Source organism: Enterobacter hormaechei ATCC 49162, assembly GCF_001875655.1.
In the GTDB taxonomy this organism is placed as follows: domain Bacteria; phylum Pseudomonadota; class Gammaproteobacteria; order Enterobacterales; family Enterobacteriaceae; genus Enterobacter; species Enterobacter hormaechei.
In genome coordinates this window covers 3,255,106-3,277,708 of record NZ_MKEQ01000001.1, presented here as the reverse complement: position 1 = coordinate 3,277,708, position 22,603 = coordinate 3,255,106, and the positions used below count along the sequence as shown (strand labels likewise).

Genomic DNA, 22,603 nt, shown 5'->3' with positions numbered 1-22,603 from the left:
AGTATGGTGTGGCGCGGATTATAAAGAGCAATAGCGCCATTGCCTATGGTTATGCATAACATTTTTTTAAAATGAGACGAAGATTAGCAACAGGCCGGATTTCGCATACCGTATTGATGATGAAAACAGAGCGGACACTGCTTTTCATCAGACGAAAATGACCAGAAATGACGGTGGCACGTCAGACAAACGGCTTCATATGCCGGTATGACCACGCGTTTCGCTGTCCCTTCCGTTTGCGTCACTTTTATCGCCGCATGCTGGCATACCGCTTCGCAGCCACCGCAGCCGGTACAACGTCCGGTTTCCAGGACCAGTTCAGCGTTTTCAAACCGAATCGAGTTTTCCGTACAACTCCGCCAGCATGCGCCGCACAGTACGCAGGAATCGGCGTTCAGGGTTATCTCTGCCTCGCTAAACGCAGAAAACGCCCCGCGCAATTCACGCTGACCGGGCACGACGCTACAGGCCCGGACATCCTCACGGGGAACGTGCATCAGCGCACGGCGGGCGATATTAACCTCGTTGACCGGTATATGCTTAAACGCCCACGCCGCTTCACCGCGTCGACGAAGCGCAAGATTAAGCCGGGCAATCGCCAGCAACCAGTCGGGATACTGCTCCGCATCGATACTGATAAAACGAACGTGATACTGCGCGTGCCAGAGTAGCAGTTCATTCACCCCAGGCGCATGCTCAGTAAACGGCCCAACAAGCGTATCGCCTCGCAGAAAGCGTTTTCGCGGCGCGATGCCGGTGATGGCCTCAGTGGGGCAGACAAACAGGCAGTCACCGCATTCAATACAGCGGCTCTCATCAACCGAGACGCCTGAGTCGGTAAAAGAAAAAGCCTGCACAGGACAGGCGTCCGCACAGGCGCAGCAGGAAATGTGGCGAAAACGGCGACGGACGCACGCATGCGTCACGTCCATCGCCGGGGCAAAGGTCAATCCGCCCATCAGCCAATACTGAAGAAAACGAAGCGCAGCATCAGCTCACCCACAATCAGCAACGCGCTCCCCAGCAGCATGGTGGCTCGCGCCGCTTTCAGACCGCCCGCAGCAAAGCACAGCATACCCGCAACGGATACGCACCAGCTCAGCAGATGCACGGTTCGCAGTTGCTCCAGCATCTGTAACGGTGCGTGAGGGAACGTCACCACGGTATTGTCCATGGCCGTAATATCGGCCAGCCAGACGGGCTGCATCACCAGCCGCACAAGCACCAGCAGCGTGATAATGACAACCGCCGCACGCACGGTGGTCTGGGAACGCGTGCCAACGGCCATGCAGGCTGAACCGATGATCCCTACCGAGCCGATAAACAGCACCAGCGTGTTAACGTGCTGCCATGTCACCACGGATGCATGCATGTAGATCTGCGCCATGCAGAACACATCGACCAAACCGACCAGACCAGCCACAACCAACAGCGGCTTCCAGCCTGGTTTTTTGACAAACATCAGCAGCGTGGCAAGGCCAAGTGCCGCAAGATAAAGACTGGCAAAGATAATCTCACGGCTCAGCCAGGAGCTGGAAACGTGGCGCAGCGCGTTAAGAGCATTAAGCGGATAGCCCATATGCAGCGCGGAGGCGAGCAGCCCCAGGCTCGCCAGTACAAACGCCCCGGCAGCAGGCAGCAGCGCGCTGCGTTGCGTGCTTCCGAACGCCAGCCACAGCGTAACGCCAACCGACCCTTGCAGGAACAGCGTAAAAATCAGCAGCGGTAACTCATGCATGACGTTTCCCCTCTTTCTCTGCGCCCTGGTGCGCTTTGATCACCAGGTTCGGTTTGGTGATGGAGGAATCAGGCAAACCCTTCACATCACAGACCGCACCATACTTCGCCCGCAGTTCGTCAATCGGCCCGAATTTAATCGCTTCGAGTGGACAGGTTGCCACGCAGACGGGCTGCTCCCCCTTCGCCTGTAGATCGACGCAGAAATCACATTTGGACATCTGCCCGGTCTGCTCGTTGAGCTGTGGCGCGCCGTAAGGGCAAGACCATGCGCAGTAGCCGCAGCCGACGCACTTATCTGTATCAACGCGCACAATGCCATCCCCCGGACGCTTATGCATCGCGGTGGTCGGACAGTTTTTGGTGCAGATCGGGTCTGCACAGTGGTTACAGGAAATAGAGAGCGTGTAGGCAAAAACGTTATTGCTGACGCCGCCCTGACCGGTTGGGATGAAGTTTCCACCGTTGACTTCGTACACGCGACGGAAACGACGTCCGACCTCAAGGTTGTTTTTATCTTTGCACGCCACCTGGCATGCCTTGCAGCCCGAGCAGCGAGAAGAGTCGATATAAAAACCCAGCTGTTTGTCGCTCACCGGCGCGTAATGTTTAAACTGACTCATGCTTTAGCTACCTCCACCAGCATGGTTTGATGGGAATTCCCTTTCGCAAGCGCGGTAATACGGGCAGAACTGAGCACGTTCGCGCAGCCGCCTTTATCGATACCCTGTTCGTCCGGCTGCCACCAGGCGCCTGCCTGCATGGCCACAACGCCAGGAATAATGCGCGGCGTGACCTCCGCCGGGATCTCGCAAATGCCGCGCGCGTTATGGATACGCACGGTATCCCCCTGCGCAATGCCGCGCTTTTGCGCATCCTGCGGGTTGATCCACAGCTTTTGCTGCTGCGCCTCAATTAACCACGGGTTGGCGTACTGGGTGGAGTTAGCGCGGTTTTTCCCTTTCCAGGTGATCAGCTGGAGCGGGAAGGTTTTCGCCAGCTCGTCTTCCGGCCCTTCATGGGCAGGCACGTAGTGCGACAGCGCCGGAATTTCCGGGTGATGCATGTCGTACAGACGCTTCGAGAAGATCTCAATTTTCCCGGACGGCGTCGGGAACGGATGATTTTGCGGATCGCGAATATTGTCTTCAAAGGCAACGAACGGCGCGCTTTTGAAAAGATGCTGACGCGTTTTTTGTAGCGTCGCGAAGTCCGGCAGGTTTTCATCCGGCATGGACAGCCGCGTCTGCTCCCAGATGTGCTCAATCCACGCTTTTTCGTCACGGCCCTCGCTGAACGCTGGCTCGACACCAAGCTTCGCGGCAACTTCCCGCAGCCAGTCGTAATCGGAACGGCGCTCAAATTCAGGTTCAATCAGCTTTTCGGACAAGATCAGATAGCTTGCCGTACCCCAGGTTTCGCCGATATTCCAGCGTTCCATAAAGCTGGTTTCCGGCAGGAGAAGGTCGGCGTATCTGGCGCTCGGCGTCATAAACAGATCGCTTGCGACGATAAACTCGATTTTTGACTCGTCTTCCAGCACGCGCGTCGCCTGGTGAAGATCCGGGTTCTGGTTAGCCAGATAATTGCCCGCCAGCGAGAACAGGATGCGGATATTGCTGTCCAGCTTCTCAGCATCTTTCAGGCCATCCTCCGCGGTTACCTTTGAAGCATCATCGGCGGCCTGCACCCAGTTCATCACCGATATTTTGGCTTTTACCGGGTTGTCCGGCATCTCTGGTCCGGCTGCAAATTTGCGGTTTGCGCAGCCGCCATAGCCTGCCGCCCAGCCGCCTTTCACCCCAACGTTACCCGTTAGCGTGGCCAGCAAAGTCGAGCCGCGCGCGGTGCGCTCGCCGCAGTTATGACGCTGCGGTCCCCAGCCCTGGATCAGCGCGGCGGGTTTGGTGGTTGCGTAGTCGCGCGACAGCTGACGAATAGCTTGTGCGGGCACATGGGTGATTTTCTCTGCCCACTCCGGCGTTTTCGCCACGCCATCTTTTGCACCGGTCAGGTAAGCCATCAGGGACTCATTGGCCGGAACGCCTTCTGGCATAGCGTCTTCGTCAAAGCCCAGGGTGTAGCGCTGAATAAAGTCGCGATCGTGCAGATTCTCCGTGACGATCACATACATCATCGCGTCCATCAGGGCGTTGTCCGTTGTAGGAAGCAGCGGGATCCACTGGTCGGCCAGGGAGGAAACCGTATCGGAATAGCGAGGATCGACAACGATAAAGCGAGTGCCGTTTTGCTTCATCTTCTGGTAGAAGTGGTTACTGTGCCCGAAAATCGTTTCCGTCGGGTTATGTCCCCAGAGGATGACCAGTTTAGTGTCCAGCAGCGTGTCCATAGAGCTGCCGCTGGCGGCGGTGCCATAGGTATACGGCGTTGCAGCCGCCGTGTTGCCCATACTGACCGAGTGATAGCTTTCGAGATAGCCGCCGGTTAAGTTGAGCAGACGACGAACCATTTTATCACCGGAAAAGGTGCCGCCGGACACAGCAGTGCCCACATGAACATAACGTGAAGCCGCACCGTATTTCTGCGTAATAGTTTTTAATTGATTCGCAATAAGGGTGGTGGCTTCATCCCAGGTAATACGCTCGAATTTTCCTTCGCCACGTTTACCTACTCGTTTCATTGGATATTTCAGTCGATCGGGATGATAAACAAATTTCCGATAAGCCCGACCACGAACGCAGGCGCGCATTACTGGCATCTGCGGATCCAGCGCGTTATCCGGACGCGTTGAAATTCGGGTCACGACGCCCTCGCTGACGTGAGCACGAATATCACACTTGCCGCCGCAGTCAAACGTACTACAGGTTTGCACCACTTTTTCTTCCGGCGTCGCGTCTGTTACCGCCGTGCCCTGTGCCTGTACGTTGCCGGTTTTGACGACAAACGGAAGGGCAGCCAGCGCCGATCCTGCCTGAATAAACTGACGCCGGGATATAGCGGGAATAATCCCCTCTCCCTGATGTTTATTTTTTTTCATTGCTCGTTCCTTCAAATAAAAACGCATTCTCGTTTTTTTTCAGGAACGAATATTGATAATTATCAAGCTAACTCTTGAGGAGTAACACTTAGCGATCGAATTCAAAATTCACGGTCGCCGTTTGTCCTGTTTCATCTAATACAATTAATTGATATTTACCCGGCAAATATAATTGCAGCGAATAATTCCTTTGATGCCCGTCCAGCGGTTCGCCATTTAAAAACCACCAACGTTGCCCCTCCCCGCCGCTGGTTGAAACGTAGAGGGTAATATTTTTCTCACCGGGAAGACGTTTAATTACTGCCCCTTCTCTGACGCCTGACAACATCAGCGGCGCTGCATTATGGTTATCCCGCGGAGGGCAAACCTCAGAACGGGCGGGGAGACGAGCAGCCCGTTTTTCGGCAACAGGCAGCCACGGCTCCAGCGGCAGCGGCCAGACATCCAGCACTTTCTCCGTCGCATCAGGACAATCCGCCGCGACGCGTTTGCCTTCTTTATCCAGCCAGACCGGGAAGCGGATCCCGCGAATCCCCTCCTGTTCCGGCAGCAGCAGCGTAGGCGGTTCACTGCCTTCCAGCAGCCAGGTTGACAGCCGACGCCGACAGTTTTCGCTCCCTTCAGGAAGGGACTGGCCGCCCGGCCAGCAAATCACGCCCCGTCCGACGCTTGCAGGACGCGGATCGCGCGGCAGACGCGCTTCATCCACCATTGAGCGGGACTGAAGCATATTATTCACCTGATTAAGGAGCGGTATCGCGCTGGCGAACCCAAACTGCCCCGCGACGGGCGTGCCGTCCGGGCGTCCGGTCCAGATTCCAATGACATACCGGGCATTCAGGCCGATGGCCCATGCATCCCGGTAGCCGTAACTGGTGCCCGTTTTCCACGCCAGCGGGGCAACCTGGGGCAGCGCGCTGTCCGGCAGAGGCTGGGCTTCATTGGCGAGAATGCGACGAATGATCCACGCCGCCCCCTGCGACAACAGCGGACGTTCGATCAGCGGATCGCCCGGCTGTAAACGCAGTCGTCCCGCCTTACCCTGACGCGCGAAGGCGCTATAGGCAGCAGCGATATCAGCCAGGCGTGCGCCTGCGCCCCCCAGGATCAGGGAGAGGTTGGGCTGAGCCCCCGCGGGGAGAATAAGCGGTAATCCCGCGTTGCTCAGCATTCCTGCAAAACGTTTTGGGCCGTACGCTTCCAGAACCTGCACCGCAGGCAGGTTGAGGGAACGCACCAGGGCTTCGCTCATACTGACCGGCCCATGGAAGCCGCTGTCAAAGTTGCCGGGACGATAATCCCCCGTTTTTCTTGGAACATCCTGAAGCAACGAGGCGGGATGGATCAGGCCATCGTCCAGCGCCATGCCATAGATGAATGGCTTAAGGACCGATCCCGGGGATCGGATCGCATTGACCATGTCCACGTGGCTAAAACGGCTGTCATCGTTGATATCTACCGAACCCACCCAGCCACGCACCTTCATGGACGTATGATCCACGACGATCATCGCCAGCGAACTGCGGGCAGGCAGGCGTGATTTCCAGTTAAGTGCCAGCTCTTCAAGCTGTCGTTGCAAGGCTGCATCCAGCGTGGTGACGATTTTTGTGTCGCGGCTTTTACTCAGCATCATGCGGGAAAAGAGCGGCGCCAGCTGCGGCATCTGCCGGGGAGCCAGCCACACCGGTTCTTCACGGGATTCTTTCACCTGCTTCTCTGACCAGACACCCTGAGTCAGCATGCGGTCGAGCACTTTGTTCCGCGCCGCTTCGGCACGTTCCGGCCAGCGATCCGGGCGCAGACGGCTGGGTGCCTGCGGCAGCACCGCCAGCAGCGCCGCGTCGGAATAGCTCAGCTGTGACGGCGGCTTTCCCAGGTAAGTCCAGCTTGCCGCACCCACGCCCTGCAACGTGCCGCCAAACGGGGCACGGTTGAGATACAGCGTAAGGATTTCACGCTTAGAGAGATGCCACTCCAGCTGCATCGCCCGCCACAGCTGACGAATTTTGCCGCCAAAAGTACGTGGATGCGGATCCAGCAGGCGCGCCACCTGCATGGTAAGCGTGCTCCCGCCGGAAACCACTCTCCCGGCGGTAAGATCCTGCCAGGCGGCACGCAGAACAGAAAGCGGATTGACGCCAGGATGATCCCAGAACCAGCGATCTTCATACTGGATCAGCGCTTCCAGATAGCGTGGGGATACGTCCTCAATGCTAACCGGATAACGCCAGATACCTTCGCTGTCGGCAAAACGCCACAGCGGAACGCCCTGCTCGTCCACCACCACTCGCGCAGGGTTGACCTCTTTCAGAGGCAACGGCCACACGCGGTCAGCAACGACAATCAGCCCCCCTAAAACGAGAAGCGCTCCCGCCAGCCACAGCCAGCGGGAGCGAATCAGGCGTGCGATCTGCATCTTACGGAACAACGATCAGCGGGCCACTGGCCGCCCCCGTTGCCCGCCACTGCGGAACGTACATGGACTCGACCATCGGAACAGGCACCTGGTAGGTGCCCGGCGTAACGGCACGGGCCAGGTAAACCAACGTGACCGGCTGACCTTCATTGACCGGCACCGCGGCCACAAAACGATCGTCGCGGAATTCCATGTGCTGGATATCGGACTGCTGCATCTGATTCAGCAGGTTTTGCACTTCACTGCCGCTGTCCTGCAAGCTGGCACTGCTGCTCGCCAGATTCTGGTTTTCCAGTTCCAGACCTGCCGGAAGCAGATCCACCACCAGCGCATCCGGCACGTTCTGGCTGGCTTTCACTTCCAGCCACACCAGAACCAGTTCACCGCTCTTCAGTGAAGAGAGCGACTTGCTGCTGCCGTCTGTCGCCAGAATATGTCGTTCAATCTGCAAGACATGAGAGGATGGCTGAGGCGCATACTCCGGATAACCCGTACTGTCCAGACGTACCCACAGCGGCGTAGTGCCGGTATTCGTCACCTGCACCGCGCCAAGCTGGTCGCCGTTCAGGTTTTCAACCTGCGCTTTATCACTGCTCTGGGCCTGTTCAGAGAGGCTGGTCGTTGCCTGCCACGCGCCAGACAAGGTTTGCAGTGAACGTCCGGCCAGGAACAGCGCATTGCTCTCCTGAGTTGACAGCCAGCGCTGACTGAACGCGTCTTCAGATAAGGCGTTCAGCAGCCTGTTTTGCACATCCGGCAACAGCTTGTACTCTTCCAGAAGGGAGAGCATCAGGGCATTATCACGCAGCTGGCTGCCGTAGTCCGCCATCCAGTTTCGGCTGTCGTTACGGGGGGTTTTGAGAGCCAGATCCAACGCCTGCTGACTGCGCGGTGCATCCCCCATCAGTTTGAGTGCCATGCCCAGCTGCATCAACGGAAGCCCGGAAGCGGCCTGAGCGTGGCGATCCCAGATTTCACGCAGCGCACCGAGCGGTGCTTTTTGCTGACGAGCCAGCACCAGCGAAGCGTACGCCTGAACAGCAAATTTGCTGGCCTGAGTGTTGTCGCTGTAGCGGATGGACATCATGCCCGGATCCTGCAAATAGCGCAGCAGTCGGCTGTTGGCGCTGTTCACTGCATCGGCAGGCACGCTGTAGCCCTGCTCCCCTGCCCGCACCAGGAAGTCCGTGACATAGGCGGTCAGCCAGTACTCTTCCGGGCCGTTTTTATCCCACAAGGCAAAACCGCCATCGTCACGCTGCATTTGCAGCAGACGGGAGATCCCGATATCAATGGCTGCACGGCGTTTATCGTCGGTATCACCTTTAATACCCAATGCCTTCAGCTGTGCCGCGTTGGTGTAAAGGGACGGGAACAGGCCGCTGGTGGTCTGCTCAAGACATCCGTATGGATAGGCCTGAAGTTCACGAATGTAGCGCGCCAGGTTCAAAGGTGGTTTACCGCTGAGCAACAGCTGCCCCTGTAGCGTGGCTGGGGAGAAACCGTCGATATGCTGTGCAGGCGCACTCCAGGATTCGCCAGGGTTCAGCATCGTACCGGTGTTGACCGTTTGCGCAGGGAATGCGGGACGTACGCCAATTTTCCAGCTCTTCTGCTGCGGTGTAAACGTCTCGCCAGGAAGCTGAAGGCCCGTCACCTGCGCGGTGACTTCACCATCACCATAGCCCTCCAGGGCACGCACCGGAATAAACAGAGTGGTACGTGCTCCCGGCGGTAACTCAACCGGTTGCGGCTGAGCGCCTTCCAGCGACAGTTTACCGGTTGCGGTCAAGGCCACATTCAGCGTTTGCGGCTGGTCCGTCAGGTTAGTCAGGTCCAGCGTCAGGCGAGAGGTATCGCCACTTGCGAGGAATCGCGGCGTGTTAAGTTCGGTGATAATCGGAGCCGCCACAATGATTTTGCTTTCGCTGCTGCCGAAATCATCTTCCGTCCAGGCCTGCGCCATCAGACGCAGCTCGCCGTTGAAATCACCAATCGGCAGTGTGATTGTGCCTTCGCCGTTGGCATCAAGCATAACCGGCTGCGCCTGCTGGGCAATAATGGTGACATGGTTCACCGGTGGCTTACCGCCGCGTTTCAGTTCATCGCCGTCGCCACCAAAGCGCAGTGCGGCCAGGCGTCCCTGACCTTCTATCACCTGGCCGTAAACATCATAGATGTCCGCGCCATAGCGCTTCTGACCGAAGAAAGCTTCCCACGGATCCGGCGTGACATAGTCGGTAATGTTCAGCACGCCGCTATCTACAGCCGAGACCAGCACGTTCACCTTCTGTGGCACAGCCCCCTCTTTTACGCTGGCTTTGACTTTCACAGAAAGCGTCTGGTTCGGACGCATTTTTTGCGGGGTATCAAGTGCGATGTTCAGGCGACGATTTTCGTCCCCCATTGGCAGATGCAGCAGGCCAACCGCGCGTTTTGGCGTGGCGGATTTGGATTTATCGCCGGGACGAACCACCAGCGTGCTGAGGTAGAGATCGTGACGTTTCCAGGCCTTATCCACCGGAATGGAGAGATCAAGACCGTTAGCCGGCACATCGATCTCTTTCCACCACAGCGGCCCTTCGCTGGATTCGATCATTGCATAGCCCTTGCCTGCGGCTGGCGCTGCAATATGCAGATTGATGGTATCGCCTGGCTGATAGGCTGGCTTATCTAATTTCAGCGTCACACGATCCGGGCGAGCAGCGCCCGTGCCATCGCTGTTATCCTGCCAGCTGTAGCCCGCCCAGAAGCGCACGCTGCTGACCATGTCATCAGGGGCTTTTACTTCCAGACGGTAAGAGCCCCACTCCACCGGGAAGGTGACTTTACCGGTTTCATCGGCTTTTAGGTTAAGCTCCTGCTCGCCTTCAATCAGATCTTTTTGATCGAACTGCGACTGCCAGCCCTCACTCTCAGACCAGTTCCAGAAGTAGTCGCGACGCTCACGGACCAGGCGCACCTGCAAACCGGATACCGCTTTTTTCGCCCCGCTGACATCGGCATAGACAATATCAAAGCTGGCGTTGCCGTTTTCATCGACAATCGGCTGATTGACGGTGGTATCGGTACGGTAGTCGTAAACGGCCTTGCTGGCGAACTGTGGGCGGATCCCCGGAAGTTCAGCCGCAGGCCAGATAGCCTGCTCGGCGCGTCGCGTTACCGGACGCCCCCCCGATTCCAGCAGGCTGGCCTGCAAAATCAGTTGCAGCGGCGAGTGCGCCTCTTTCCACTGGCTTTCGGTGGTAACCTGCCCGCGACCCTGTTCGTCCAGCGTAAGCTGCACTTCATCCAGGCTGCGGCTCAGGTTCTCTTCTGCAATATCACCGAACTGGAAGCCAGGCAGTGCAGGCACCGCGTCGCGTAACGGACGCAGGAAAAGCTGGCCTTGCAGAGAATTGCCGTTAGCTGGCGCGCCATACAGGTAATAGCCCACCACGTTAAAATCCACATCCTCCTGCGGGGAAACCGGCGTTTTTTGCCCGGTCAGATTCAGCGCCATACGTTCAGGCATAAAATCTTCGACGTGGAAATCCCACATGCGCTGCTGGTTATCGCCCGTGTTGGCGCGAATATGCCACATGCCGGTTTGAGCACCGCTATCAAGCTGATAGTTAAAGCGATAGAGACCGTTCTCAGGTTGCACAACGATCGTCCGTGCCACCTGTCCGTCCGGACGCAGCACGTCAAGTTTTACCGGCTGATCGGGAAGCGGTTTTCCGTCGCTGTCGCGCAGCAGGCCGTTAAGGATCACCGTTTCACCCGGACGATAGAGATCGCGTGGGCCAAACATAAAGAACTGCTTGCTGTAACCGGGGTTACCGGCGATATCAAACTCCGCCAGATCCAGCGCCGGAAGTTTGAGATCAAGCAGCGTGGTCTGGCCATCTTTACTGGCCAGGATCAGCGCGGCTTCTTTATCGGTTTCCAGTTTTGCATGACCATCGGCGTCGCTGTTCGCCTCGGCCAGGGTCTGCCCTTTATTGTTCAGAAGGGTAATGGTCACGCCTGACTGCGCCGCACCGTTTTCAAGACTCTGGGTGAAGATGTCCAGGCGGTTATGATAACGGTGAGCGGACAGCCCAATATCACTTAAGGTAAAGAGCGTCGCAGCGTTACTGTAGTTATAGTGACCAGCCTGATTCATCACGGCGATATAGACGCCAGACTGCTGGAGCGGCTTAATATCTTTGAGCGGCAGGAGCAGTTTTTCGCGCGTGTTGCGCGCCGGGTTGAGGTCGAAACGGCCGGTGTAGACCAGTTCCGCCATCTTCAGCAGGTTGTCAGATTCCCAGTTGGTCAGCGAGTTACGGTACTCCCACTGGCTGACAAACGAGGCCAGCGACTCCGGCTTCACGCGGTAGAAGTTCACGTCCACATTGTTGACGTTGAGCGCCATCACCGGCAGCCCTTCCACTACTTTACCCGGCAGCAGCGATCCGCGGCTGGCGAATCCGACGGTCGGTTCAACATCCCGGGTAGTGATCGCTTTTTCATAGTCAATGCCGAACGTCGCTTTGTTCAGCGCCAGTAAATTACGTTCAACGGTGACGACCAGATTACGATTCGGCTCCAGATGGCGCAGGCGCAGCTCTTTCAGATTGGGGGCCAGTTCCCAGGCGCCGTCCACTTTGCCACTTTTTTTATCCACCACATGCACTGTTTTCGCAAAATCCTGGCTGGGATCCAGCGGTACAGAGAAGGTCAGAACCAGCGTCGCGGCGCCGTCGAGTTGCACTTCAGAGGCATCCAGCAGCGTCAACGCCTTACCCTGACTCTGGGCGGCCAGCTTCGCCAGCTTTTCAGGATCCGGTGTTGCCGGGGTTTTCTGTTCTGATGCAGTAGACGCTGCGGGCGCAGCGGCCTGAGGTTTGTCGTCGCTGTTATCACAGCCGACAAGCGTAAACGTAGTGAGCAGCGCGAGAGAGATCGCGGCTAAGCGAAACGGTTTCATCCTTTGTCCCTGGCCTGAGGGGGGCCTGTTGGTCGTCGTCCGGATAAGTATTATCCGCAAGTTTCGTTAATACAAAAAGTCCATTTTTAGGATCTGGAAAGCGCCTCGCAGAATAGCATCTCGCCGCTATAACGAGATGGAACCGCGATCACACAGCGTAACGTAACATGTTACCTTTCGCGTCATTTGTTTTTAAAACAAGAAGATAGCTGGAAAGGCAAGCAGTGAGCCTGCTAGTTTTATGACCATGACGCACCCCGAGTGCGCGGTTCAATAAGAGAGAAAGCCATGAAACGAGCCGTGAACGCCCTACAAAATTTCGGAAAATCACTTTACGGACCTGTACTTATTTTACCCATCGTCGGTCTGTTTATCGCCTTCGGGAATGTGCTGGGTAACGGCAATCTGGCCGAATACCTGCCGTTTCTCGGCCATCCGCTGATCCAGAGTGTCGGCCAGCTGATCGCCAAATCTGCCGTGTCGGTGCTGGTAAACCTGGCGCTGGTGTTTGCCGTCGGGATCCCGATTGGCCTGGCAACGCGAGACAAAGGCTACGCGGCGCTGATTGGGCTGGTGACTTTTATTGTTTTTATCAATGCCATGAACGTGACGTTACAGCTTCAGGGGGAACTGGCGCCTGCTGAGCAGATGAAAGCTGCCGGACAAAGCATGGTCCTGGGCGTCCAGGTGCTGGAGATGGGCGTTTTCGCCGGGATCCTGACCGGGGCGCTCTCCGGTTATCTGTACAACAAATATTCCAGCGTCCAGTTTAACGGCGCGATGGCGATTTACTCCGGCCACTGCTTCGTCGCGATTGTGATACTGCCCGTCTCTATGCTGCTCGGCGTGGTCATGAGCGAACTGTGGCCGTACGCACAGCACGGTATTAGCGCGCTGGCGCTGGCCATTAAAGGCTCCGGCCCGTTCGGCGTAGCCATTTACGGTTTCCTTGAACGCATTCTGGTGCCGACGGGCCTGCATCATCTGGTCTATACGCCATTCCTTTACACCGAACTGGGCGGTACGCAGGAGGTCTGCGGTACGGCTTACCAGGGCGCGCGCAATATCTACTTCGCCGAGATGGCCTGCCCGGACGTGAAGCAGCTCAGCAGCACCGTGGTGTGGGATGCGCGCGGCATCAGCAAGATGTTCGGCCTGCCCGCCGCCGCGCTGGCGATGTACATGACCGCGAAGCCCGAGCGTAAAGCGATTGCGAAAGCCATTCTGATCCCGGCGGCGCTGACCTCGCTGCTGGTCGGCGTAACCGAGCCGATTGAGTTCTCCTTCCTGTTTGTTGCCCCGCTGCTGTTCGTGGTGCATGCGGTGCTGACCGGCATCGGCATGATGCTGTTCTCGCTGTTTGGCGTTCACGCTATCGGCGCTAACGGGATTATCGATTTCATCCTCTACAACCTGCCGCTCGGCACGGAAAAGTCCAACTGGCCAATGTACATCGTGGTCGGGCTGATCATGTTCGCGCTCTACTTCCTGGTGTTCCGCTTCCTGATCCTGCGCTTCAACATGAAAACGCCGGGGCGTGAGGATGAGGACCAGGAGACGCGCCTCTACAGCAAGCAGGAGTACCAGGCGAAGGGCAATAACGACGGGCTGGGCGAATCGATCGTGGTGGGTCTGGGCGGTCGGGAAAACATAGAGGTGGTGGATAACTGCTACACCCGCTTACGCGTCACGGTGAAGGACGTCGCCATCATCGACGAACCGCGCCTGAAAGCAACCGGCGCAAAAGGGATTATCAAACAAGGTAACAACGTTCAGGTGGTCTACGGGCTGCATGTCAAAAAAATGCGAGAAGCCGTTGAGACGTTTCTCTGAAAGGAGCTAAAGATGTTTACACCCCCATTTATTCTGTCGATTGCCGGTGGCGGTAGTACCTACACGCCAGGTATTGTGAAAAGCCTGATGGTACGCCTGCACGATTTCCCCCTGGCAGAGATTCGCCTGTATGACATCGACGAGGCGCGTCAGAACACCATTGCGCCCGTGGTAGAGAAGGTCATTCGCGACCACAGCCAGAGCATCAAATTTACCGTCACCAGCGACCCGGAAGTGGCCTTCAGCGGCGCACATTTTGTTTTTGCTCAGATGCGCGTCGGACAGTACAAAATGCGCGAGCAGGATGAAAAAATTCCGCTGCGTCATGGCGTGGTCGGCCAGGAAACCTGCGGACCGGGTGGGCTGGCGTATGGCCTGCGCACCATCCTGCCGATGGTGGAGCTGATCGATCGGGTGGAACGCTACGCGCATGAGAAAGCCTGGATCGTGAACTACTCCAACCCGGCGGCGATCGTCGCTGAAGGCGTGCGCCGCCTGCGCCCCAACGCGCGCGTGCTGAACATCTGCGATATGCCGGTTGCCGCCATGCGCAATATGGGCGCCATTCTGGGCGTGGATCGTCATAAACTGGAGGTGGACTATTTTGGCCTCAACCACTTCGGCTGGTTTACCCACGTGCGGGTGGACGGTGAGGACAAATTACCGGAGCTGCGTAAACATATCGCGAAGTTTGGCCTGCTGACGGAAGATGCCGCGAAAACCGACCCGCAGCACTCGGATCCGTCGTGGGTGAAAACCTGGCGCAACATCAAGCCGATCATGGATCTCTTCCCGGAGTACCTGCCGAACCCTTATTTACAGTACTACCTGATGCCAAACCAGATTGTGGAGCATCAGAACCCGGACTATACCCGCGCCAACGAAGTGATGAACGGGCGTGAGAAAAAACTGTTTGCCGCAGCCGAAGAATATAAGCGCACCGGGATCTTACCGGATGCCTTCCACGTTGGCGTTCACGGCGAGTTTATCGTGGACGTCGCCTGCTCGCTGGCGTTCAACCTGCGCCAGCGTCATCTGGTAATGGTGGAGAACCGCGGGGCGATTACCAATCTGCCGTACGATGCGGTGGTCGAGGTGCCTGCCTATATTACTTCCGAAGGGCCGGAGCCTGTGCGCATGGGGCAAGTGCCGCTGTTCCATCAGACTCTGCTGCAACAGCAGCTGGCGTCTGAACAGCTGCTGGTAGAGGCGACCATCGAAGGCAGCTACGAGAAAGCGCTTCAGGCGTTCACCCTCAACCGCACCGTGCCGACCATGGAGCACGCGAAGGCGATTCTGGATGAGATGATTGAAGCCAACCGCGACTACTGGCCTGCGCTGCAAAAAGCCTGGCAGGACGGCGAAGCGGTGAAAAAATAGGGGCTTGCTCGCGAGTTGAACGTGGTTAGCTTGTCGGTGTCAGAAAAAACACCGACAATCCTTTTTTACGGAAAAGAATGGAGGCAACCCATGTCCACCTCATATTTTGTCGCCGCCGACTGGCTGATTGAGCACGGCGATGACCCGGAAGTCCAGATTATTGACGCGCGTATGGCCCCGCCGGGCCAGGAGCATCGTGACGTTCCCGATGAATATCGCGCAGGGCATCTGCCCGGCGCGGTATTTTTTGATATCGAAGCCCTCTCCGATCACACCTCTCCCCTGCCGCACATGCTGCCGCGCCCGGAAGCGTTTTCCGTGGCGATGCGCGAGCTGGGCATCAGCAAAGATAAACATCTTGTTGTTTACGATGAAGGTAATCTCTTCTCTGCGCCGCGGGCGTGGTGGATGCTGAAAAACTTCGGCGTGGAAAAAGTGTCGATTCTGGCGGGCGGGCTTGCAGGCTGGAAGCGTGATGAGCTGCCGCTTCAGCAGGGCGACGTCACGCTGCCAGAAGGGGAGTTCGACGCGACGTTCGACGCGCACGTGGTGAAACGCCTGACCGATGTGCTGGTCGTGAGCCATGAAAAGACGGCACAAATCGTCGATGCCCGTCCCGCGCCGCGCTTTAACGCTGAAGCGGATGAACCGCGTCCGGGGCTGAGGCGTGGTCATATTCCAGGGGCGCTGAACGTGCCGTGGGGCGATCTGGTGTTTGAAGGTGAGCTGAAAACTACCGATGAATTGCGCGCCATTTTTGAACGTGCGGGCGTTGATTTACATCGTCCGGTTATTGCCAGCTGCGGCTCCGGCGTGACGGCCTGCGTGGTAATTCTGGCGCTGGCAACCCTTGGCGCGAATGACGTGACTCTCTACGACGGCGCCTGGAGTGAATGGGGTGCACGAGACGATCTGCCGGTTGAACCGGCAAAATAATGGATAACCGCCTGGCTACGCTGTTAACGCGCGGGTCGTCGCTGACCCGTGCAGAGTATCGCGTCCTCGCCCATCTTACGGAGCATCCGTTACTGGTGGGCAACATCACGGTGCGCGAGCTGGCGCAGGCGACATTTGTCTCCACCGCGACGATTATGCGGCTGTGCCAGAAGTTAGGCTTCAGTGGCTTTAGCGAGTTTATCTGGCACTGCAAGCAACTGCTTTCTGATACACCGCATATCACCGTGCAGCCTGAGCAACAGACAGAATTGCCCGCGCTTTTTGCTCAGTTCATTGCCAACTATCAGCACACCTTCCAGTGGGTCACCCAGGACAAACGCCAGCAGTTTGCCAGCCTGTTGCGCCAGAAAGAGAGCTTCTTTCTCTACGGCGCCGGGTTTTCCTATCTTTTTGCCGAGTACCTGACCAAAAAGTTGCAGGTGCTGGGAAAAACGGCGTTTATCTCCGGACCGGGGGACAGCCGGAATATTTTCCTCAGCAACGCCGCGCGTTATCAGGTGTTTATTGCCGTTTCGCGCAGCGGCGAAACGGAGCAGGTGCTGGATAAAGCGCGGATTGCCAAAAACGTCGGCATGACGATTGTCGCCTTTACCCGCGCGTCGGCCAATACGCTGGCGGGAATGGCGGACGTGCACTTTGCCCTCTATGACGAGGCGGTACACTTCGCCGCCGAAGCCGCAGGGGTGACGTCGTTTGAGTCGAATCTGGTGCTGCTGATGGATTTACTGCTGCTGGAAGCAACGGGGTGAAGCTCACCCCGCCGTAATCAGATAATGCGGTTGGTCTTGAGATCGCGCAGGAAGCCGCCCCAGCGACGCTCGTAGAACGGGGTGATGTGCTCGGTAATAAAGTGGCTGATGCCCTTCTCACCTTTCTTCACCTGACAGATATCAATCGGCTCATCGCCCGGCAGCGTGTCGGTCGCCACGCTGCCCGCCGCCTGGATGATCTCCTCAATATCGCCGTCCGCCTCAATACCAATCAGCAGCACGGGCTGTTCGTCAGCGCTCTCTTTGATGGAGCAGAGAAACGCACGTTTTACCGGCTTGATGGTTTTAAACAGCGTGGTCAGGGAGTCAATCATCTGCGCGGGCGGCTCGGCCACTTCAGACAGCAGCAGCGTTTCGCCCCCTTCCAGCACCTCCTGGGTGCTGAGCGGGTTGCCCTCTTCACCCATCAGGTGGCTGATTTCACGCGGAGTGAACTCTTTCCCGGTCGGCAGTTTGGCGTTAAGAAACAATGTCTGCCCCAGCGTCATCTCGAACAGCGTGCGCACCGGCATCACCACGAATGCCTGTTCGTCTTCTACCGCCTCCTGCAACGCTTCCAGTGAGGTGAAGAACGGGATCACCGACGTGCCGTCATCTTTCTCCCAGTGCAGCAGATCCAGCGAGCTGTCTTCGACAACCTGCTCACCTTCCGCCGCGGTGCCTGGCACCCAGACGGTGGATTCCAGCAGCGTACGGAAAAAAGCTGGGCGGTGGGCGGGCTCGGTCGCCGCCTGCGCCAGCAGGGTTTCTAATTCGTTTTTGGTTTCGGACATAGTTATTCCAGATGGTGCATTTCCCCCTCACCCTAACCCTCTCCCCAAAGGAGAGAGGGAATTTGAACACCCTCTCCCCTTTGGGGAGAGGGCTGGGGTGAGGGGTAACGATTACTCAGCCGTCAGCAGGTTCGCCACGGTACGCACGCCCAGACCGGTCGCCCCCGCGGACCACTGCTCAACCGCCGCTTTACGGTAGGTTGCGGAGCAGTCAATGTGCAGCCAGCCTTCATGGTAGTTCTCAACGAAGTGAGACAGGAAGCCTGCTGCGGTGCTTGCCCCCGCCGGGTACGCCGCGCTCGCGGTGTTGTTCAGCTCGGCAAAGTTAGACGGCAGCTGGCTGCGGTGGAACTCGGCCAGTGGCAGACGCCAGAACGGTTCGTTTTCCGCAGCCGCGCTTGCCAGCAGGCGAGCGGCCAGCTTGTCGTCGAAGCTGAACAGCGCGTGGTAGTCGTTGCCCAGGGCGGTTTTCGCCGCGCCGGTCAGGGTCGCCATGTCGATAATCAGCTCCGGCTTCTGCGCACAGGCGTCAATCAGGCCATCGGCCAGCACCAGACGGCCTTCGGCGTCGGTGTTCATCACTTCGACGTTTTTGCCGTTGCGGTAGCGAATGATATCGCCCAGCTTGAAGGCATTGCCGCTCACCATGTTGTCCGCACAGCACAGGTACAGCTTCACGCGCTTGTTCAGACCGCGAGTAATGGCAAACGCCAGCGCGCCGGTGATGGTTGCCGCGCCGCCCATGTCAGACTTCATGGAGTCCATAAACGCGCTTTGCTTCAGGCTGTAGCCGCCGGTGTCGAAGGTGATACCTTTCCCGACCAGACAGGCAAAGACCGGCGCTTCTTTATCGCCGGTTGGGTTGTAATCCAGCGCCAGCAGGACCGGAGGACGCTCGGAGCCACGGCCCACGGTGTGGATGCCCAGGTAGTTCTGCTCGCGCAGATCTTCACCTTTGGTGATGCGGTAGGACATTTTTTCACCCGCCACGCCACACAGCAGGTCAACCGCGCGCTGCGCCAGTTGCTCAGGACCTAACTCTTCTGCCGGGGCGTTGATGGTGTCGCGTACCCAGTCGATAATTTGCAGGCGGCTTTCCAGCTCTTTCTGACCGGCTTCGTCGAGGTTCGCCCACTCAATTTTGCGGGTGCCTTTCGGCCCTTTGTAGCCCGCCCAGAACGCCCAGCTGCGGTCGGTGTCCCAGCCTTCGCCTTCCAGCGACACATGCTTAATGCCCAGGCCGTCAATTTTACGCGCGGCGCGCTGGATCAGGCCCAAATCATCTTTGCCCGTCAGGTGCAGGGTAATACCGTCGTTGTTGATGCTGTACGTGGCTTTCTCGCCCCAGCGTGCGTCCGCAGGCTGCGTGGAGAGCGTAATCTTCATCGCTTCGGTCATTTTATTTATCCTTATTAGCAAACGGGCCGCCTGAAGGCAGCCCGTTAAGTGATTTACTCTGCTTCATCTAACCAGACTAACAGAATCGCCTCCAGAATTTTTTCATTGGATGCGTTTGGATCATCGTCGAAATCCTCCAGATCGCAAATCCACTGATGCATGTCGGTGAATCGTACGGTCTTCGGATCGAGATCCGGGTTCGCGTCGTAGAGCGCTTCGCCGATTTCACGGCTGTCTGTCCACTTCAGTCCCATATCAATGCTCGCGTGCGTGGTTGATGGTGTAGCGTGGGAATTCCACGACCAGATCTTCATCGGTCACCGCGGCCTGACAGCTCAGGCGGCTGTCTGGCTCCAGACCCCATGCTTTATCCAGCATATCGTCTTCATCTTCGGTGCTCTCAGCAAGAGAGTCGAAACCTTCACGCACGATGCAGTGGCAGGTGGTGCAGGCACAGGATTTTTCACAGGCGTGTTCCACTTCGATACCTGCACGCAGGGCAACATCGAGAATGGTTTCACCGGTCTTCGCTTCCAGAACAGCGCCATCCGGACAGAGGTCCGCATGAGGCAAAATTACAATCTTTGGCATATTAAACCTCGTCCACGGACTGGCCTTTCAGCGCAACGCGGACAGATTTGTCCATGCGGCGAGCAGCGAAGTCCTGGGTTTGTTTATCAACGTTTTTAATGGCTTCTTCTATGGCGTCAGCGTCATGGCCCATAGCCACCAGGCTTAAATGCGCGGCAGCCTGGTCAATTACCTGACGCTCTGCGGCGCTTAACAGCGCGGCATCGGCAGCGAGCGCACCGGTCAGGCTTTCCAGTACGCGTGCGGCTTCAACTTTCTGTTCAGCCAGCATACGTGCCTTCACATCCTGCTCGGCGTAGCTCATTGAGTCCTGAATCATGGAGGCGATCTCGCCATCGGTCAGGCCGTAAGACGGCTTCACCTGGATGGACGATTCCACGCCGGTCGATTTTTCCATCGCCGTCACGCTCAGCAGACCGTCCGCATCCACCTGGAAGGTGACGCGAATGTGCGCCCCGCCCGCTGGCAGCGCCGGGATGCCGCGCAGCGCAAAGCGCGCCAGAGAGCGGCAGTCCTGCACCAGCTCGCGTTCGCCCTGCATCACGTGGATCGACATCGCGGTCTGGCCGTCTTTGAAGGTCGTGAACTCCTGCGCGCGTGCCACCGGAATAGTGGTGTTGCGCGGAATGACTTTCTCCACCAGGCCGCCCATGGTTTCTAAACCCAGCGACAGCGGGATGACGTCCAGCAGCAGCATTTCGCTGTCCGGCTTGTTGCCCACCAGAATATCGGCCTGGATAGCGGCGCCCACGGCAACCACTTTGTCCGGGTCGATGGAGGTCAGCGGCGTGCGGCCAAAGAATTCGCCCACGCGCTCGCGCACCAGCGGCACGCGGGTTGAGCCGCCAACCATGACCACTTCCAGCACCTCGCTGGCGTCGACGCCCGCATCTTTCAATGCGCGACGGCAGGCCAGCAGCGTGCGTTTAACCAGAGGCGCAATCAGTTCGCTGAACTGGTCGCGGGTGATCTCACCCTGCCAGCCTGCGACGTTCACGCTGACGGACTGTGCATCGCTCAGGGCGATTTTGGCGTCGATGGCCGCATCCAGCAGTTCACGCTGTACGCGCACATCGCTGCGATCGCTGATGCCCGCCTGTTCGCGGATGTAGTCCGCCAGCAGATGGTCAAAGTCGTCGCCGCCCAGCGCGGAATCCCCGCCTGTCGCCAGCACTTCAAACACGCCGCGGCTTAAGCGCAGGATAGAGATATCAAAGGTGCCGCCGCCAAGATCGTAGACCGCAATCACCCCTTCCTGACCGGAGTCGAGGCCGTAGGCAATCGCCGCTGCCGTCGGTTCGTTCAGCAGGCGCAGCACGTGCAGGCCCGCCAGACGCGCGGCGTCTTTGGTGCCCTGACGCTGTGCGTCGTCGAAGTAGGCCGGAACGGTGATCACCACGCCGTCCAGATCGCCGCCAAGCGTCGCCGTGGCGCGCTCCGCCAGCGCTTTGAGAATGTCAGCGGAAACGCGAATCGGGTTCAACAGACCGGCAGCGGTCGCAATCATCGGCAGGCCGTTTTCGCTGGCCTGAAGCTGATACGGCAGGTGCGGGTAGCGGGCCTGGATATCCGCCAGCGAGCGGCCCATCATGCGCTTAACCGAGCTGATGGTATTGGCCGGATCGCGCGAGGCGTTAGCGCGGGCATCAAACCCGACCGCATGACCCTGCTGCTGGTAGTGGACCACGGAAGGCAGCAGATGGCGGCCCTGCTCGTCAGCCAGCGTTTCCGCCTGGCCGCTGCGCACGGTCGCCACGAGGGAATTGGTGGTGCCCAGATCAATACCCACCGCCAGACGACGCTGATGCGGTGCGGCACTTAAGCCAGGCTCACTAATTTGTAATAAGGCCATAATTGCTTCCGAAATTAAAAATCGAGCAGCTTTTCTTCGAGTTGTTCAGCACTGCTTCGCAGTTTATCGAGAAAACGGAGTTTACGCACAGTGTCTGCCGCCACGTCCCAGGTCTCGTTGTTCAGTTGCTCCACCATCTGCTGATGGCGGGTATCGAACATGCCCTTCACGCGTTGAATAAAACGTTCCAGACGCGCTTCGTCTTTCGCCTGTTCAATCTCATCCAGCTCTTCGCGAAGCTCCAGCTGTTCCATCAGAAAGGCGGTGTCACGCACGGTATGCTGTTCGCTCGCCAGATCGAAACCGTGGAGCGAGAGCAGATATTCTGCGCGCGCCAGGGGATGACGCAGCGTTTGCCAGGCCTGGTTGATGGTTGCGGAGTGTGATACCGCAGCCAGCTGCTCTGCCTGCGTCCCGCTGGCGAATTTATCCGGATGGTACTGACGCTGGAGATCCTGAAAACGGATCGTCAGCGCCTGGAGATCGATCGGGTATTGAGCGGGTAGTCCGAAGAGAGTGAAGTAATCCATAACAATCTCAGGGGTAGCCTGTTAGAACAAACCCCACGCGTAGCGGGTAAGCCACGGTGGGGTTTCGGATGACGCGCGGTTAAACGTGGAAGCTTTCGCCGCAACCACACTCGTCTTTGACGTTCGGGTTCGTGAATTTGAACCCTTCGTTCAGGCCTTCTTTTACGAAGTCCAGCTGAGTGCCGTTGAGGAATTGCAGGCTTTTGCCATCGACCACCACCTTCACGCCCTTGTCTTCAAACACGGTGTCATCAGACGCCGGTTCGTCAACAAACTCCAGTACGTAAGCCATACCAGAACAGCCGGAGGTACGTACGCCCAGTCGCAGGCCAAAGCCTTTACCACGGTTCGCCAGAAAAGAGCTTACTCGCGCGGCAGCGCTGTCGCTAAGGGTAATCGACATACTCAAACCTC

Annotated in this window: 17 protein-coding genes; 4 read left to right on the top strand and 13 right to left on the bottom strand. The window is 57.8% G+C overall.

The window, feature by feature from the left end; genetic code table 11:
• Nucleotides 1–83: 83 nt before the first annotated feature.
• The 6 genes from BH712_RS16315 to BH712_RS16290 form a co-directional block, all read right to left on the bottom strand.
• Nucleotides 84–959 (bottom strand): 4Fe-4S binding protein, encoded by an 876-nt coding sequence (locus BH712_RS16315; RefSeq protein ID WP_006811530.1) that lies wholly within the window; start codon nucleotides 957–959, stop codon nucleotides 84–86.
• Nucleotides 959–1,738, bottom strand: a complete 780-nt coding sequence (locus BH712_RS16310; protein ID WP_006811531.1) for a dimethyl sulfoxide reductase anchor subunit family protein — start codon at nucleotides 1,736–1,738, stop codon at nucleotides 959–961. Before BH712_RS16310 ends, BH712_RS16315 begins: the two co-directional genes overlap by 1 nt.
• A complete protein-coding gene (locus BH712_RS16305) occupies nucleotides 1,731–2,360 on the bottom strand; it encodes a DMSO/selenate family reductase complex B subunit (RefSeq protein ID WP_003860631.1) in 630 nt (209 codons plus the stop codon). The genes BH712_RS16310 and BH712_RS16305 overlap by 8 nt, the downstream gene beginning before the upstream one ends.
• Entirely contained in the window at nucleotides 2,357–4,735 is a 2,379-nt protein-coding gene (locus BH712_RS16300) for a DMSO/selenate family reductase complex A subunit (RefSeq protein ID WP_032674001.1), read from the bottom strand. Before BH712_RS16300 ends, BH712_RS16305 begins: the two co-directional genes overlap by 4 nt.
• Nucleotides 4,736–4,823: 88 nt before the next feature.
• A complete protein-coding gene (gene pbpC / locus BH712_RS16295; protein WP_006811533.1) occupies nucleotides 4,824–7,151 on the bottom strand; it encodes a peptidoglycan glycosyltransferase PbpC in 2,328 nt (775 codons plus the stop codon).
• A 1-nt stretch (nucleotide 7,152) separates the two neighbouring features.
• Nucleotides 7,153–12,105 carry an alpha-2-macroglobulin family protein gene (locus BH712_RS16290; RefSeq protein ID WP_006811534.1) on the bottom strand — a complete coding sequence of 1,651 codons (4,953 nt, stop codon included), beginning with the start codon at nucleotides 12,103–12,105 and terminating at the stop codon, nucleotides 7,153–7,155.
• A 288-nt stretch (nucleotides 12,106–12,393) separates the two neighbouring features.
• Here BH712_RS16290 and BH712_RS16285 point away from each other — a divergent pair, with 288 nt between their 5' ends.
• The 4 genes from BH712_RS16285 (at nucleotide 12,394) to BH712_RS16270 (ending at nucleotide 17,024) form a co-directional block, all read left to right on the top strand.
• Entirely contained in the window at nucleotides 12,394–13,938 is a 1,545-nt protein-coding gene (locus BH712_RS16285) for a PTS transporter subunit EIIC (RefSeq protein ID WP_006811535.1), read from the top strand.
• A 12-nt stretch (nucleotides 13,939–13,950) separates the two neighbouring features.
• Entirely contained in the window at nucleotides 13,951–15,318 is a 1,368-nt protein-coding gene (locus tag BH712_RS16280; protein ID WP_006811536.1) for a 6-phospho-alpha-glucosidase, read from the top strand.
• A gap of 90 nt (nucleotides 15,319–15,408) precedes the next feature.
• Nucleotides 15,409–16,254, top strand: a complete 846-nt coding sequence (sseA, locus tag BH712_RS16275; RefSeq protein ID WP_006811537.1) for a 3-mercaptopyruvate sulfurtransferase — start codon at nucleotides 15,409–15,411, stop codon at nucleotides 16,252–16,254.
• Nucleotides 16,254–17,024, top strand: a complete 771-nt coding sequence (locus BH712_RS16270) for a MurR/RpiR family transcriptional regulator (RefSeq protein WP_006811538.1) — start codon at nucleotides 16,254–16,256, stop codon at nucleotides 17,022–17,024. The genes sseA and BH712_RS16270 overlap by 1 nt, the downstream gene beginning before the upstream one ends.
• Nucleotides 17,025–17,041: 17 nt before the next feature.
• On the opposite strand, the gene sseB is transcribed toward BH712_RS16270, so the two are convergent.
• The 7 genes from sseB to iscA all read right to left on the bottom strand — a co-directional run bounded on the left by sseB (nucleotide 17,042) and on the right by iscA (nucleotide 22,592).
• A complete protein-coding gene (sseB, locus tag BH712_RS16265; protein ID WP_006811539.1) occupies nucleotides 17,042–17,818 on the bottom strand; it encodes an enhanced serine sensitivity protein SseB in 777 nt (258 codons plus the stop codon).
• A 111-nt stretch (nucleotides 17,819–17,929) separates the two neighbouring features.
• Nucleotides 17,930–19,216, bottom strand: coding sequence for an aminopeptidase PepB (gene pepB / locus BH712_RS16260; RefSeq protein WP_006811540.1), 1,287 nt, complete (start codon nucleotides 19,214–19,216; stop codon nucleotides 17,930–17,932).
• Between the two features lie 53 nt (nucleotides 19,217–19,269).
• Complete coding sequence (gene iscX / locus BH712_RS16255) at nucleotides 19,270–19,470, bottom strand: Fe-S cluster assembly protein IscX (RefSeq protein WP_003860650.1); 201 nt, start codon at nucleotides 19,468–19,470, stop codon at nucleotides 19,270–19,272.
• 1 nt (nucleotide 19,471) lies between these two features.
• A complete protein-coding gene (gene fdx, locus BH712_RS16250) occupies nucleotides 19,472–19,807 on the bottom strand; it encodes an ISC system 2Fe-2S type ferredoxin (RefSeq protein ID WP_003860652.1) in 336 nt (111 codons plus the stop codon).
• Between the two features lies 1 nt (nucleotide 19,808).
• Nucleotides 19,809–21,659 carry a Fe-S protein assembly chaperone HscA gene (gene hscA, locus BH712_RS16245; RefSeq protein WP_006811541.1) on the bottom strand — a complete coding sequence of 617 codons (1,851 nt, stop codon included), beginning with the start codon at nucleotides 21,657–21,659 and terminating at the stop codon, nucleotides 19,809–19,811.
• A gap of 14 nt (nucleotides 21,660–21,673) precedes the next feature.
• Nucleotides 21,674–22,189, bottom strand: a complete 516-nt coding sequence (hscB, locus tag BH712_RS16240; RefSeq protein ID WP_006811542.1) for a co-chaperone HscB — start codon at nucleotides 22,187–22,189, stop codon at nucleotides 21,674–21,676.
• A gap of 79 nt (nucleotides 22,190–22,268) precedes the next feature.
• On the bottom strand, nucleotides 22,269–22,592 hold the full coding sequence (iscA, locus tag BH712_RS16235; protein WP_003860659.1) for an iron-sulfur cluster assembly protein IscA: 324 nt from the start codon (nucleotides 22,590–22,592) through the stop codon (nucleotides 22,269–22,271).
• Nucleotides 22,593–22,603 lie beyond the last annotated feature (11 nt).